Origin of the sequence: Apilactobacillus pseudapinorum (assembly GCF_040369555.1) — a bacterium.
Classification (GTDB): Bacteria; Bacillota; Bacilli; order Lactobacillales; family Lactobacillaceae; genus Apilactobacillus.
On record NZ_BAABVU010000013.1, the window covers coordinates 1 to 13,705 of the forward strand.

The 13,705-nt window shown below is 34.7% G+C and carries 16 protein-coding genes and 1 other annotated feature; of the genes, 15 read left to right on the forward strand and 1 reads right to left on the reverse strand.

The window, feature by feature from the left end; genetic code table 11:
• From ABWU86_RS02730 to mprF, 15 genes are all read left to right on the forward strand, one after another.
• Nucleotides 1-753 (forward strand): PIN/TRAM domain-containing protein (locus ABWU86_RS02730; RefSeq protein ID WP_353321304.1); only part of this gene is annotated, 753 nt, incomplete at its 5' end.
• Between the two features lie 115 nt (nt 754-868).
• A complete protein-coding gene (gltX, locus tag ABWU86_RS02735) occupies nt 869-2,359 on the forward strand; it encodes a glutamate--tRNA ligase (protein WP_053949717.1) in 1,491 nt (496 codons plus the stop codon).
• A gap of 121 nt (nt 2,360-2,480) precedes the next feature.
• Nucleotides 2,481-3,887: a cysteine--tRNA ligase gene (gene cysS, locus ABWU86_RS02740; RefSeq protein WP_293793172.1), complete on the forward strand. Its 1,407-nt coding sequence runs from the start codon at nt 2,481-2,483 to the stop codon at nt 3,885-3,887.
• 3 nt (nt 3,888-3,890) lie between these two features.
• A complete protein-coding gene (locus ABWU86_RS02745; RefSeq protein ID WP_293793170.1) occupies nt 3,891-4,307 on the forward strand; it encodes a Mini-ribonuclease 3 in 417 nt (138 codons plus the stop codon).
• Nucleotides 4,297-5,052: a 23S rRNA (guanosine(2251)-2'-O)-methyltransferase RlmB gene (gene rlmB, locus ABWU86_RS02750; RefSeq protein ID WP_293793169.1), complete on the forward strand. Its 756-nt coding sequence runs from the start codon at nt 4,297-4,299 to the stop codon at nt 5,050-5,052. The genes ABWU86_RS02745 and rlmB overlap by 11 nt, the downstream gene beginning before the upstream one ends.
• 13 nt (nt 5,053-5,065) lie before the next feature.
• Nucleotides 5,066-5,590, forward strand: a complete 525-nt coding sequence (locus ABWU86_RS02755) for an NYN domain-containing protein (protein ID WP_293793167.1) — start codon at nt 5,066-5,068, stop codon at nt 5,588-5,590.
• Nucleotides 5,591-5,720: 130 nt separating this feature from the next.
• Nucleotides 5,721-6,329, forward strand: a complete 609-nt coding sequence (locus ABWU86_RS02760; RefSeq protein WP_293793166.1) for a sigma-70 family RNA polymerase sigma factor — start codon at nt 5,721-5,723, stop codon at nt 6,327-6,329.
• A 70-nt stretch (nt 6,330-6,399) separates the two neighbouring features.
• Nucleotides 6,400-6,549, forward strand: a complete 150-nt coding sequence (gene rpmG, locus ABWU86_RS02765; RefSeq protein ID WP_293793165.1) for a 50S ribosomal protein L33 — start codon at nt 6,400-6,402, stop codon at nt 6,547-6,549.
• A gap of 15 nt (nt 6,550-6,564) precedes the next feature.
• Entirely contained in the window at nt 6,565-6,738 is a 174-nt protein-coding gene (gene secE / locus ABWU86_RS02770) for a preprotein translocase subunit SecE (protein WP_053949724.1), read from the forward strand.
• Nucleotides 6,739-6,840: 102 nt separating this feature from the next.
• Nucleotides 6,841-7,389, forward strand: coding sequence for a transcription termination/antitermination protein NusG (gene nusG, locus ABWU86_RS02775; protein WP_293793220.1), 549 nt, complete (start codon nt 6,841-6,843; stop codon nt 7,387-7,389).
• Nucleotides 7,390-7,513: 124 nt separating this feature from the next.
• Nucleotides 7,514-7,939: a 50S ribosomal protein L11 gene (gene rplK / locus ABWU86_RS02780; protein WP_034531902.1), complete on the forward strand. Its 426-nt coding sequence runs from the start codon at nt 7,514-7,516 to the stop codon at nt 7,937-7,939.
• Nucleotides 7,940-8,040: 101 nt separating this feature from the next.
• Nucleotides 8,041-8,733 (forward strand): 50S ribosomal protein L1, encoded by a 693-nt coding sequence (rplA, locus tag ABWU86_RS02785; protein WP_053949726.1) that lies wholly within the window; start codon nt 8,041-8,043, stop codon nt 8,731-8,733.
• A 72-nt stretch (nt 8,734-8,805) separates the two neighbouring features.
• Nucleotides 8,806-8,921: a sequence feature (ribosomal protein L10 leader region), on the forward strand.
• A 24-nt stretch (nt 8,922-8,945) separates the two neighbouring features.
• Nucleotides 8,946-9,452, forward strand: a complete 507-nt coding sequence (rplJ, locus tag ABWU86_RS02790; RefSeq protein WP_293793122.1) for a 50S ribosomal protein L10 — start codon at nt 8,946-8,948, stop codon at nt 9,450-9,452.
• 45 nt (nt 9,453-9,497) lie between these two features.
• On the forward strand, nt 9,498-9,860 hold the full coding sequence (gene rplL, locus ABWU86_RS02795) for a 50S ribosomal protein L7/L12 (RefSeq protein WP_053949728.1): 363 nt from the start codon (nt 9,498-9,500) through the stop codon (nt 9,858-9,860).
• 131 nt (nt 9,861-9,991) lie between these two features.
• On the forward strand, nt 9,992-12,586 hold the full coding sequence (mprF, locus tag ABWU86_RS02800) for a bifunctional lysylphosphatidylglycerol flippase/synthetase MprF (RefSeq protein WP_435370530.1): 2,595 nt from the start codon (nt 9,992-9,994) through the stop codon (nt 12,584-12,586).
• A 130-nt stretch (nt 12,587-12,716) separates the two neighbouring features.
• Here the strand turns inward: mprF and nrdF are convergent, their stop codons facing one another.
• On the reverse strand, nt 12,717-13,691 hold the full coding sequence (gene nrdF, locus ABWU86_RS02805; protein ID WP_293793118.1) for a class 1b ribonucleoside-diphosphate reductase subunit beta: 975 nt from the start codon (nt 13,689-13,691) through the stop codon (nt 12,717-12,719).
• Between the last annotated feature and the right edge of the window lie 14 nt (nt 13,692-13,705).

Genomic DNA, 13,705 nt, shown 5'->3' on the forward strand with positions numbered 1-13,705 from the left:
TACCTAATTACTAACTTAATCTTGCCAGCATTACTTATGATCGTTTTTGGTTACTTAGGATTTATCTTAGGAACTACCAAATTAAACGACTGGAAAAAGATTTTTGGCATGAGTATTAAGAAGGCGAGCGGTTCAGTTAGTGCTACCAATGGGAATGAAGCAAAGTATAAAATTTTGGATACCAATATCTTAATTGATGGTCGTATCTATGAAGTTGCTAAAACCGGTTTTATTGAAGGAACCTTATTAGTGCCAAAATTTGTTTTATACGAATTACAATATATTGCGGACTCATCAGATAGTCAAAAGAGAATCCGTGGTCGTCGTGGTTTAGATATTTTAAATAAATTACAGACTGAAAAAATTATGCCAATTGAAGTTACTGACAAGGACTTTGAAGATATTAAAGAAGTTGATAGTAAGTTAATTCATTTAGCGAAAGATGTGAATGGTTCAATCATCACTAACGATTACAACTTAAATAAAGTAATCCAATTCCAAAAAGTTAATGTGTTAAACATTAACGAATTAGCAAGCTCATTGAAACCACGTTTTGTTCCGGGAGAACATCTAGAAGTTATGATTCTTAAAAAGGGAACTGAACGTAGCCAAGGGGTAGCATTCTTGGATGACGGAACAATGGTAGTTGTTGAAGAAGGAAAGAACCATCTAAACGAAAGACTTTCAGTTGAGGTAACTAGTTCAATTCAAACAGATGCAGGTAAAATGATTTTTGCCAAAATCGATGAATAAATAAAAAATTATATAAACGGATAGATTTAATGCTACCCTTTATTTTTGCTGATAATAATTGTAAAATTAGAATGTTATTCTATGAATTTATACAAAAGAAGAGGAGAAAATATCATTGGCTAATAAGAAAATTCGTGTTAGATATGCACCAAGTCCAACCGGACATTTACACATTGGTAATGCTAGAACAGCAATTTTTAATTACCTATTTGCTAGACATAATAAAGGTAAGTTTATTATCCGTATCGAAGATACGGATACTAAGCGAAACGTAGCTGATGGTGAGAGAAGTCAGTTAGACAACTTAAAATGGCTTGGCTTAGATTGGGATGAAGGTCCAGATAATCCAGGAAAATTCGGTCCTTACAGACAATCAGAAAGACGATCAATTTATGATCCATTAATTCAACAATTGTTGGATGAAGACAAAGCATACTACTCATACAAAACCGAAGAAGAACTTGAAGCAGACCGTGAAGAACAACGTGCTAAAGGAATCATGCCACATTACGAATATGAATATGCTGGTATGTCTCAAGAAGAAATTGAAAAATCAATGGCTGACTCAGAAGCTAAAGGTTTAAAACCAGTTATTCGTTTCAGAGTCCCTAAGAACAAAGTTTACGCATGGGATGATGTTGTTAAAGGTCATGTTGAATTTAACTCAGACACTATCGGTGGAGATTTTGTTATCGTAAAACGTGATGGAATGCCTACTTACAACTTCGCGGTTATTATTGATGATCATGAAATGCAAATTTCACACGTCTTTAGAGGAGACGACCACGTTGCTAATACACCTAAGCAATTAATGATGTATGAAGCATTTGGTTGGGAAGCTCCAGTATTCGGTCACATGAGTTTAATTACTAGTGCCGATACCGGTAAGAAGTTAAGTAAACGTGATGAATCAATCATTCAATTTATCGAACAATACCGTGATTTAGGATACCTACCAGATGCAATGTTTAACTTCATTACATTACTAGGTTGGTCACCTCAAGGTGAAGATGAAATCTTCTCTCAAAAAGACTTCATCAAGATGTACGATGAAAATCGTTTAAGTAAATCACCAGCCAACTTCGATAATAAGAAGCTAGAATGGATTAACAACCAATACGTTAAGTCAGCTGACGAAGATGTTGTAATGGACTTAGCATTACGTCAATTGATTAAGAAGGGTAACTTACCTGAAAATCCAGATGCTTTAACTATCGAATGGGCACGTAAGTTAATTAACACTTACAAGCAACAAATGAGTTACATGGCTCAAATTAATGAAATGGCTGACGTATTCTTCAACGAACCTGCTGAAGTATCTGGTGAAGCTCTTGAAGAAATTCAAAATGAAACTGCACCAGTCGTATTAAAAGCATTCGCTGAAAAGATTAAAAAAGCCCCAATCTTAGATACTGTTGAAATTCTAAAAGCAATTAAAGAAATTCAAAAAGAAACTAAGATTAAGGGTCGTCAACTATGGATGCCAATCAGAATTGCCGTTACTCACGAAAGTCACGGACCTGAACTACCTGAATCAATCGAATTGATTGGTAGAGAAAAGGCATTGAAACATATTGATGAAACATTAAAACAAATCAATCAATAATAAAACTAGTCGCACTAAAGCATGCTTTAGGCGGCTTTTTTATTTGAATTTATCCTAATATATAAGCTATTCTTATGATAGAATTGTATAAGAATAAAAAATAGAAATAGAGGTGCCATTAATGCTAAGGATCTATAATACATTAACTCAAGAAAAAGACGTATTTAAACCAATTAAGCCAAGAACGGTTGGTATGTATGTCTGTGGTCCAACAGTATACAACTATATTCATATTGGAAACGCGAGAAGTATTGTTGCATTTGATACTATTCGCCGCTATTTTGAATATTGTGGTTACCAAGTTAACTATATTTCTAATTTTACCGATGTGGATGATAAGCTAATTAATGAAGCGAAAGCAGAAAATACTACCGTAAATGAATTAGCGGACAAGTATATTGAAGCTTATAAAGAAGATGTTAAAGCGCTTAATGTAGAACCAGCAACAATGAATCCTAGAGCGACCGATAATATCGACGGGATTATTGATTTCGTAAAATCATTAGTTGATCAAGGTTTTGCGTATGAAGTGGATGGTGATGTATATTACCGTGCCAGAAAATACGCTGATTATGGCCATTTAGCACATCAAAGTATTGATGATTTAGAATCAGGTGCGAGTCAACATGTCAGTGACGATGAACTAGCTAAAAAAGAAGATCCTATCGATTTTGTTCTATGGAAAGCTGCGAAGCCAGGCGAAATTTCATGGCAATCACCTTGGGGTGAAGGTCGACCAGGATGGCATATTGAATGTTCAGTAATGTCAACTAAGTATTTAGGTGACACGATTGATATTCATGGTGGTGGTGAAGATTTGAAATTCCCTCATCATGAAAATGAACGTGCACAAAGTGAAGCCAAAACTGGCCATAAGTTTGTTAACTACTGGATGCACAATGGTTTTGTGACAGTAGGTGATGACAACGAAAAGATGAGTAAATCATTGGGTAACTTCGTTACTGTGCATGACATCGTTAAGGAAGTGGACCCACAAGTTGTTCGTTTCCTAATGTCTACTACCCAATATCGTCGTCCAATTCAATACAACCAAGCAAACCTAAAAGCAGCGGAAAATAACTTAAATAAGTTAAAGAATGCTTTTAACAATTTGAATTACCGTTTAGTAGATGCTGGTGATGTAGATGACATTAAATTAGAACAAGAAATTCGCCAAATCCAAGCTGATTTTCAAGATGCAATGGATGATGATTTTAATGCGCAAAACGGAATCGATGCTGTCTATGAATTAGCCAAATTAGGTAATTTATATGCAGAAAGACCTGAAGTGGGTGCTGGAACTGTTAAGTTAATTATCGATAAATTAGTTAAAATGTCATCTGTTTTTGGTGTGATTCTAAAAGAAGAAAAACTTGATGATAGTGAAGTTGAAGGTTTGATTGAAGAAAGAAATCAAGCTCGTAAAAATAAGGACTTCGCTAGAAGTGATGAAATTAGGGATCAATTGAAAGAACTTGGGATTATTTTAGAAGATACAGCTCAAGGAACCCGTTTTAGAAGGGAATAAATAATGGAAAACAACATTGATTATAAACAGTTGAATGGAATCGCGTTAGCATATTTAGGCGACTCTGTGTATGAAGTGTTTATTAGAAAACACCTATTAAACTTAGGAATTAACAAGCCTAATCGTTTACAAAAAACTGCTAGAAAGTACGTGTCTGCAAAGGCACAAGCAGCATTAATTCAACTTATGTTAGAAGATGAAATTTTAACTGAGGAAGAAGATGCCGTTTTTAAACGCGGAAGAAATGCGAAAAGTTATACTCATGCTAAAAATACAAGTGTATTAACATACCGTTTTTCAACCGGTTTTGAAGCAATGATGGGATACCTATCACTAACACAACAAAATGAACGATTATCTGAATTAGCACAATGGTGCATTGAACAAGTAGAAGCAGGGAGGCCACAATATGAAAACTAGCGATCAAAGTGAATTTATTATCGGACGTCATCCGGTCGTTTCCGCATTAAGAGGGAAACAAGAAATCAACAAGGTCTTTTTGCAAAATGGAATTAAAAAAGATGAAAAAAGTATCGAAGAAATTATTAAGTTAGCAAAACAAAAGCACTTAGTCATTTCTACTGTACCAAAGCAAAAATTAGATTTATTATCTGATAATCAAAATCACCAAGGAGTAATCCTTTCAATTTCACCATACAAGTATGCAACGGTTGATGAATTGTTTGATAACTCAGAAAAACAAGATGTTCCACCATTCTTCTTGATTTTAGATAACATCGAAGATCCACATAATCTAGGATCAATCATTAGAACTGCTGATGCTGCAGGGGTAACCGGAGTTATTATTCCTAAACACCGTGCAGTTGGATTAACTTCAACTGTTGCGAAAACTTCTGCTGGGGCAATTGAAAGAATCCCAGTAGCACGAGTAACTAACCTAGTTAACACTGTTAATGAATTAAAAGAACGTGGTGTTTGGGTATTTGGTACAGATATGAAGGGATCAGATTATAGAAGATGGGACGCTAAAGGCCCAGTTGCTGTAATTATTGGTAATGAAGGAAAAGGAATTTCACCATTATTGAAAAAGAATGTAGATGAAATGTTAACTATTCCAATGGTAGGTCAATTACAAAGTTTAAACGCTAGTGTTGCTGCTAGTTTATTAATGTATCAAGCTTATAACTCAAGAAATCCATTATAAGAGGGTTTTAAAAATGAAAAAACAATTACTGTTGATTGATGGATACAATGTAATTGGTAGCTGGCCTGAATTGAATAAACTAAAGTTAGAGGACAGATTAGCTGACGCTAGGGATGCTTTAATTCATACGATTTCTGAATATAAAAAATATCGTGACGTCGATATGAAAATTATCTTTGATGCGATGTATGTACCTGGATTATCTAAAAAAGATAATAAATATGATTTAGATATTATATGGACTAGTAAGGATGAGACTGCGGATAGTTATATTGAGGCTTATGCTCGTCAAAAACAATCTAGATTCGTGCAAGTAGTAGTAGTTACTTCTGATCAAGCTGAACAATGGACTGTCTTTTCTGCAGGAGCATTGAGAATATCATCGCGTGAATTATTAAGGGATGTTCAAAGATCAAAGAAAGAGATTAAATCACATGTTAAGAATTATTCTAATCAATTAACCGCACAACGACTAACTTGGTCGGATGATCAGTTGTTAAGATTAGAAAAATTACGAGATAATCTTTCTAAAGATTAAAATTCTAAATGAATATTAATTTACATCAATGTTTTATAAACGAACGAAAGTTCGCTTGCTTATAAACTCAAGCTTATTTAAATTTATCTATGCACTTATAATTAAGTTATAGGGGTTTAGTAAGAGGCGTATGAAGATTAAAAATATTGATAAAGAATTAATAACGGATTTTAAGAATAATAGAAATGAAGAGGCTTTGAAAGAATTGTTTAACAAGTACAAGCCACTTGTAAATAAAGTGTGGAGTGGCTATTACTTAACAGACATGGACATTGATGATTGGTATCAAGAAGCAATGCTGGTAATGATCAAGAATATTAAAAATTACAGCTTTGAACGAAATGCTTCTTTTGGAACTCTCTTCAAAATTAGTTTGAAAAATCACTTGTTTGACATTTTAAGAAGAAGCAATGCAAAGAAAAGAATGCCAGCAGATAAACTAGTTTCATATAGTGCAAATGAAACTATCTATAATAATAGTTTAAAAGATGGCGTTTATATGCATCCGGAAGAAACAATTAAGTTGAAAGAGTGCATAGAAAAGCTTTCAAATGAATTGTCACCAATGGAGTTAAAAGTTGCGCATGCAATGTTAATGCAGATTTGTGAGGGCAACAGCGATAAAATGGACGAGCTTCGCTGTAATCTGAATAAAACTCATAGTGACAAGACTCTTGAAAATTGCATTAGTCGGTTAAAAATCAAACTAAAAAAGGTACTTAAAGCTACTTATCGTTAATATTTGTTTCGTTGACTAGTAAAAATATAAATGATATTATGAAAGCATTAAAGTCTGGGAGTAATCAGAAATGTCACAAAAGAAAATTGCTTTACAATGTGCAGTTTGTGGTTCCAGAAATTATACGACTACGGTCGGTAATAACCATGACAATCGATTAGAAGTAAAAAAATATTGTAAGCATTGTGCTAAAGCTACAATGCATAAGCAAACGGTATAAAAGCGGGGGAAAACGATGAAGTTATTTAAATTCTTTAAGAGTGTTGGTACTGAAATGAAGCTAGTTGTATGGCCAAACGGTCACCAAACTAGAATCGATACAACTATCGTAGTATCAATGTCAATTATTTTTGCAATCTTCTTTGCAATCGTTGATTGGGCAATTCAATCAGGATTGCTATATATTTAAATTAGTGTTTAAAAATTTTCACAATAGTGATATTATAATGATAGTTTAAAACTTCGTGAGTACGGAGTTTTTTTATTTTGGAAAAATATAAGGGAGTTAATCATAATGGAATCAGTAGAAAAACAATGGTATGTAATTCATACTTACTCAGGTTACGAAAACAAAGTTAAGGCTAACCTTGATTCACGTACTGAATCAATGGGAATGTCTAACTTTATCTTTAGAGTAGTTGTTCCTGAAACTGAAGAACACGAAGTTAAAGACGGTGTTGATAAAGTTAAGATGGACAAAACATTCCCAGGTTACGTTTTAGTTGAAATGGTTATGACTGACGAAGCATGGTACATCGTTAGAAATACTCCAGGTGTTACTGGTTTTATCGGATCACATGGTCAAGGTAGTAAACCAACTCCATTGTTACCTGATGAAGTAGAATTAATTCTAAGTCGTATCGGTGTAGCACAAGAAAAACAAGAACTTGATGCTGAAATTGGTGACACTATTACTATTATTGATGGTGCATTCGCTGACTTAACTGGTAAGATTATTGAAAAAGACGATGAAAAGGCTAAGCTAAAGGTTAATATCGACATGTTCGGTCGTGCAACCACTGCTGAATTAACATTTAGCCAAGTACAACCAATTAGATAAAAAATGGGTTGTTAATTATAATTAAACGTGATATATTATATTTTGTATGTTCACGCATACTCAAGTGGGAGGAGAAATCTCATCTCCAATTTTTACCACACACGGACTTAAGGAGGTATGTCTCGTGGCTAAAAAAGTAGCTAACGTAGTTAAATTGCAAATTCCTGCGGGTAAAGCAACACCTGCTCCTCCAGTTGGACCTGCATTGGGTCAAGCTGGTATTAACATTATGGGATTCACTAAGGAATTCAACGCACGTACTGCTGATCAAGCAGGTTATTTGATTCCAGTTGTGATTTCTGTATATGAAGATCGTTCATTCGATTTCATTACTAAGACACCACCTGCTTCAATTCTATTGAAGAAGGCTGCTGGTGTTGAACATGGTTCTGGTGAACCAAACACTAACAAGGTTGCTAGTGTAACTAAGGACCAAGTTAAGGAAATCGCCGAAACTAAGATGAAAGATCTAAACGCAGCTGATGTTGAAGCCGCAATGCGTATGATCGAAGGTACTGCTCGTAGTATGGGATTCACTGTTGAAGGCTAATTTTTAATTAGTTTCTATACTGTAGTACCATAACACCTATATTTAGGTGTTATGTGGGAGGTTTATCCGTTACAACCACAATTGCAAGGAGGAAAACACTGATGGCTCAAAAAAGAGGTAAAAAGTATCAAGACGCTTTAAAGCAAGTAGACCGTAACAAGGCTTACTCTGTTGAAGAAGCTGTTGATCTTGTAAAGAAAATTGATTTCGCTAAGTTTGATTCAACTGTTGAAGTTGTATTTAACTTAAATGTTGACACTAAACAAGCTGATCAACAATTACGTGGTGCTGTTGTCTTACCAAACGGTACAGGTAAAGACCAAAAAGTTGTTGTATTTGCTAAGGGTGACAAGGCTAAGGAAGCTGAAGAAGCTGGCGCAGATGTTGTTGGTGACGCAGAATTAGCTGATAAAATCCAAAACGGTTGGTTAGACTTTGATGTTGCTATTGCAACACCAGACATGATGGCTCAAGTTGGTCGTCTAGGTCGTGTTCTTGGACCAAAGAACTTAATGCCAAACCCTAAGACTGGTACAGTTACTATGGATGTTAAGAAAGCCGTATCTGATTCAAAATCAGGTAAGGTAACTTACCGTACTGACCGTGACGGTAACGTTGCTGTTATTATTGGTAAGTCATCATTCGACACTGACAAGCTAGTTGGTAACTTCAAGGCTATTGAAGACTTGATTGTTAAGAACCGTCCAGCTTCAGTTCGTGGTACTTACATCGCTAACTTATCAGTTTCGTCAACTTTCGGACCTGGTGTGAAGGTTGATCTAGAATCATTCTAAAGTTAAGTAATTAATTTGGAATTTAAAAATCCCTATTGACCAAGCTTTATATGTATAGTAAAATACTATTTGTTATAAAATTGATATCTACCTAAGACTTGGGTGGTACTTGTACCTTAATATCCCAACGAGGACACTTAAAACGGTTTCTCTATGTCTAGGTGGCATAGGGATTTTTTATTAAATCCCAAAAAATATTGGGAGGTGAAACAATGCCAAAGAAAGAAGTAATCGACGCCAAAGCTAAACGTGTAGAAGAAGTTACTGAACAATTCAAGAACGCTACTACAGCTATTGTAGTTAACTACCGTGGTTTGAACGTTGCTGAAGTAACTGACTTACGTAAGCAATTACGTGATGCAGGCGTTTCATTCAATGTTATCAAGAATAACATTGCTGTACGTGCATCTAAAGAAGCAGGTTACGAAGAATTAGGTGATTTATTCAAGGGTCCTACTGCCGTAGCATTCTCTGATGAAGATCCTATTGCTCCAGCTAAAGTATTGAAGAGCTTTGCTGACAATACTGAAGCTGTTGAAATTAAGGGTGGTATCCTTGAAAGTAAGGTATCTACTCTTGCTGAAATTGAAGAATTCGCTTCATTACCAAGTCGAGAAGATTCAATTTCAATCCTTGCAAGCATGTTACAATCACCTGTTCGCAAGTTTGCTATTGCTGTTAAAGCAGTTGCAGAAAAGGGCGATGGCGACGTAGCCTAAGCTCAACAAATAAAATTATAACTATCCAAATTGGAGGAAATTAAAATGGCTTTTGATAAAGATAACATTATTGAACAAATTAAAGAAGCTTCAATCTCAGACCTAAACGACTTAGTTAAGGCTATTGAAGAAGAATTCGACGTTACAGCTGCAGCAGCTGCTGCTCCTGCTGCTGGTGGTGCTGCTGGTGCCGCTAAAGACTCATTCACTGTAGAACTAACTTCAGCTGGTGACCAAAAGGTTAAGGCTATCAAGGTTGTACGTGAAATCACTGGTCTAGGTCTAAAAGACTCAAAAGACCTTGTTGATGGTGCTCCTTCAGTTATCAAAGAAGATGCTAAAGAAGACGAAGCTAACGACATCAAAGCTAAGCTTGAAGAAGTTGGCGCACAAGTTACTCTTAAGTAATTTAAACCTTTTCAAAAAGACACATGTTTATCATGTGTCTTTTTTTGTACATAAATTAGATATAAAACCTTGTTATGTTAATTATAAATTGAGATAATGTAGATAATTAGATTTTTATGGAGGAAGCAGAATTGAAAGCTTTATTTAAAAAGTGTGCTGATTGGATAAATCGTCATATGACACTGGTTAAAGTTGTCTTCGTTTTATTTGTATTAGCAGTTGTAGTTCATGTTATTTTTTCTGTTTCAAAAGAAATTAGTGGAAGACAAATGGCGGAAAGTTTCTCTAGGTTATCACCGCTATCTATCTTTATTATGATTCTTTTGGGATTCATCGCAGTATCTCCAATGTTAATTTATGATTTCACTATTGTTGATTTCTTACCTGGTAAGTTTAAAAAGTCTTATATCATAAAAACAGGGTGGATTACTAACACATTAACCAACATCGCTGGATTTGGTGGTGTATTAGGGGCTAGTATGAGATCTAGTTTCTATAGTGAAAATGCGACTAAAAAACAAATTTTATATGCAATTTCAAAAATCGTGATATTCTTACTAGCAGGTTTATCAACTTACTGTTGGATCGCTTTAATTATGATGTTTAGTTTCGGATTTGGGACTAATAGTCATGATTGGTGGTGGTGGATTGTTCTAGTTCTAGGGGGACTATACTTCCCAATCCTATTTATCATTACTAGATTCACAGATTCTGATTACTTTAAAGACTTAACAATTAAACTTGAATCACAACTAATTGCTGGATCATGTTTAGAATGGCTAGGATGTGCAGGTTTATTCATGGCTATTGGTGCATTTATGCATCAACCAATTAATCTATTAGCCGTTTTCCCTGTATTTGTTGTTGCGAATGTTGTTGGGGTAGCGTCTCTAGTTCCTGGGGGACTTGGTAGTTTTGAAGGAACAATGTTATTAGGATTAACATTTATTGGGGTAACACCAAGTGATGCCGCTGTTTGGTTAATCTTATACCGTGCGTTTTATTACATTTTCCCAGTTGCTTTAGGAATTATTTTCTTAATTATTGATGTATTCCAACGCTTTAATGCATTTTTAGATGGGATTCCTAAGTTAATCATTCAAAGATTAGCACATATGTTTATAACACTATTTATGTATTTCTCAGGAATCATGATGTTACTACTTGCTGTCATTCCTAACTTGGTCTTAATGAATAGATTCTATATTTCGTTGGAACCTTATTCTTTCTATTTCTTAGATCAATTAAGTACAGTAATCGTAGCGTTCTTATTAATTGGATTTGCGCGTGGGTTTGGTTCAAAAGTTAAAAAAGCTTTTTGGCCAACTGCGGTTCTTTTAATCATTGCGATGGGTAATACCCTTTGGAAAGAAGATTTCCCAAGCAATATGATTTCTCTTTCAGTAGTGCTATTAATTAGTTTATGGCTAAGTTATGGTGTTTTATACCGTCAAAAATTCACATATTCATGGGGACATGTATTAATTGATTTATTGATTTTTGGCTTAGCTTTCATTTTCTATTTGATCATCGGATTACTTACTAACTTCAAGTTCGCTGTTTTCCATTGGTCAAACTCATACCTACTTCCTTCACCACAAGTTTGGTTTGCTGGTTTCTTAGGATTGATTTTAGCTTGCTTAATCTTAGTCTTAACTTACCGTTTCCTTTCATACTCAAAAGTAGATTGGTTAAATCAACCATTCGATGCTAACCGTGTTTCTGAAGTCATTAACAAATTTGGTGGAAATGAAGTTAGTCATTTAGCATATGTTCGTGATAAGGATATTTACTTCTATCAAGAAGGTGGAGAAGACCAACTATTCTTTATGTACAAATGTCGTGCTAACAAGATTATGATAATGGGTGAACCAATTGGTAACATGGCCAAGTTAGAAGATGCTGTTGATCAATTTATTGAAGACAGTGATAACATTGGCTATTCACTTGTTTTCTACGAAATTGGTGAAGAATTAACAATGCTTCTTCATGAAAAAGGTTTTAGTTTTACCAAAGCTGGTGAAGAAGGACACGTTGCACTAGATACATTCTCCATTACTGGAAAGAAACATCGTGGTGAACGTGCCTTAATGAATAAATTTGAACGTGATGAATACAAGTTTGAAATTATTCAACCACCATTCTCAGATGCATTCATCGATGAATTGAAAGAAGTATCTGACAACTGGTTAAACGGAAAACCAGAAAAGGGCTTCTCACTAGGATACTTTAATAAATATTACCTAAATCAAGCCCCAATCGCTGTTATGAAAGACAAAGACAATAAACCGGTCGCATTTGCAAATATTATGCCAACCGGTGACCGTGAAATGACATCGATTGACTTAATGCGTTCAAGTGAAGATGCACCATCTGGTATCATGGATGGGATTTTCATTAATCTCTTTAACTATGTTAAAGATGAAGGGTATAACTACTTCAACTTAGGAATGGCACCACTATCAAATGTTGGCGAATCCAGATATAGTTTTATTGATGAAAAGATATCTAACCTGATTTACAAGTATGGAACAGCGTTCTACAGTTTCCAAGGACTAAGATCTTACAAAGAAAAATACGTTAGTGAATGGACTCCTAAGTATATTTCTTACCGTCGAGGAAACTCACTTGTCTTCACAATGCTACAATTATTAGTATTGGTAAATGAACATGTTGAGAAGAATTGTGAAAAGGTTCCATTTTGGAAAAAATGGTTTAAAAAATAGGCCTATAATCAATTTAAAATGATGTAAATAAAAATACCCGAGATTGATATTTAAAACTCAATCTTGGGTATTTTTTTGGCCATGATAGATATAAAAAAGCAGTCATTAATTATTAATGACTGCTTTTTTATTATTGATTATCTTTTGGGAACCAAATCTTGTAATCGTCATCTTTCATTGCTTCAACTTCACCTAAACGGTATCCATTACCAACTTGTGAGAAGAAGTCATGGTTAGCAGTAGATGTTGAAATACCATTCATAACGATTGGGTCAACATCGTCGGCGTTATCTGGGAACAATGGATCTTGACCTAAGTTCATTAGCGCTTTGTTAGCGTTGTATCTAATGAATTTTAATACGTCATCAGTCCAACCAACTTGATCATATAAGATGTGAGTGTACTTTTCTTCATTTTCGTATAAGTCGTATAAGAAGTTGTACATCCAATCCTTTAAGTCTTGTTTTTCGTTGTCACCTAATTGGTTGAAACCTAATTGGAATTTGTAACCAATGTATGTTCCGTGAACAGACTCATCGCGAAGAATTAACTTAATGATTTCAGCCACGTTAGGTAACTTATTGTGTCCTAAGTACCAAAGTGGGGTATAGAAACCAGAGTAGAATAAGAAAGTTTCTAGAAATACACTTGAAATCTTTTTCTTCAATGGATTTGAATCATCATGATATAGTTCATAAATTTTCTTTGATTTGTTTTGAAGGAATTCTTCTGAATCACTCCAGTCAAAGATTTCAGCAATTTCGTCAGGAGTATTTAGAGTTGAAAAAATTGATGAGTAACTTTTCGCATGGACAGATTCCATAAATTGAATATTACTTAGAACTGCGCTTTCATGTTGTGTAGCAACGTCTTTTCTAAGTGCAGCCATCCCATCTTGTGATTGAAGGGTATCTAGTAGAGTTAGACCACCGAAGACGTGACCAACTAACCATTTGTGATCATCGTCTAATGTTCGCCAATCAGCTAAATCATTTGATAGGGGAATCCTAGTATCTAACCAAAATTGTTCGGTTAATTTTTCCCAGGTTGCTTTATCAATTTGGTCACTAATCGCATTCCAGTTGATAGCTTTATAATTTTCCATTGTAATAAAAATCT

What these genes read in the sequence shown, in the direction of transcription:
- rplJ (WP_293793122.1), top strand. Translation starts at nt 8,946, where the DNA reads ATGCCAAAGAAAGAAGTAATCGACGCCAAAGCTAAACGTGTAGAAGAA.
- secE (WP_053949724.1), top strand. Translation starts at nt 6,565, where the DNA reads ATGAAGTTATTTAAATTCTTTAAGAGTGTTGGTACTGAAATGAAGCTA.
- nrdF (WP_293793118.1), bottom strand. Translation starts at nt 13,691, where the DNA reads ATGGAAAATTATAAAGCTATCAACTGGAATGCGATTAGTGACCAAATT.
- cysS (WP_293793172.1), top strand. Translation starts at nt 2,481, where the DNA reads ATGCTAAGGATCTATAATACATTAACTCAAGAAAAAGACGTATTTAAA.
- rlmB (WP_293793169.1), top strand. Translation starts at nt 4,297, where the DNA reads ATGAAAACTAGCGATCAAAGTGAATTTATTATCGGACGTCATCCGGTC.
- ABWU86_RS02755 (WP_293793167.1), top strand. Translation starts at nt 5,066, where the DNA reads ATGAAAAAACAATTACTGTTGATTGATGGATACAATGTAATTGGTAGC.
- rplL (WP_053949728.1), top strand. Translation starts at nt 9,498, where the DNA reads ATGGCTTTTGATAAAGATAACATTATTGAACAAATTAAAGAAGCTTCA.
- ABWU86_RS02760 (WP_293793166.1), top strand. Translation starts at nt 5,721, where the DNA reads ATGAAGATTAAAAATATTGATAAAGAATTAATAACGGATTTTAAGAAT.
- rplA (WP_053949726.1), top strand. Translation starts at nt 8,041, where the DNA reads ATGGCTCAAAAAAGAGGTAAAAAGTATCAAGACGCTTTAAAGCAAGTA.
- rpmG (WP_293793165.1), top strand. Translation starts at nt 6,400, where the DNA reads ATGTCACAAAAGAAAATTGCTTTACAATGTGCAGTTTGTGGTTCCAGA.
- ABWU86_RS02745 (WP_293793170.1), top strand. Translation starts at nt 3,891, where the DNA reads ATGGAAAACAACATTGATTATAAACAGTTGAATGGAATCGCGTTAGCA.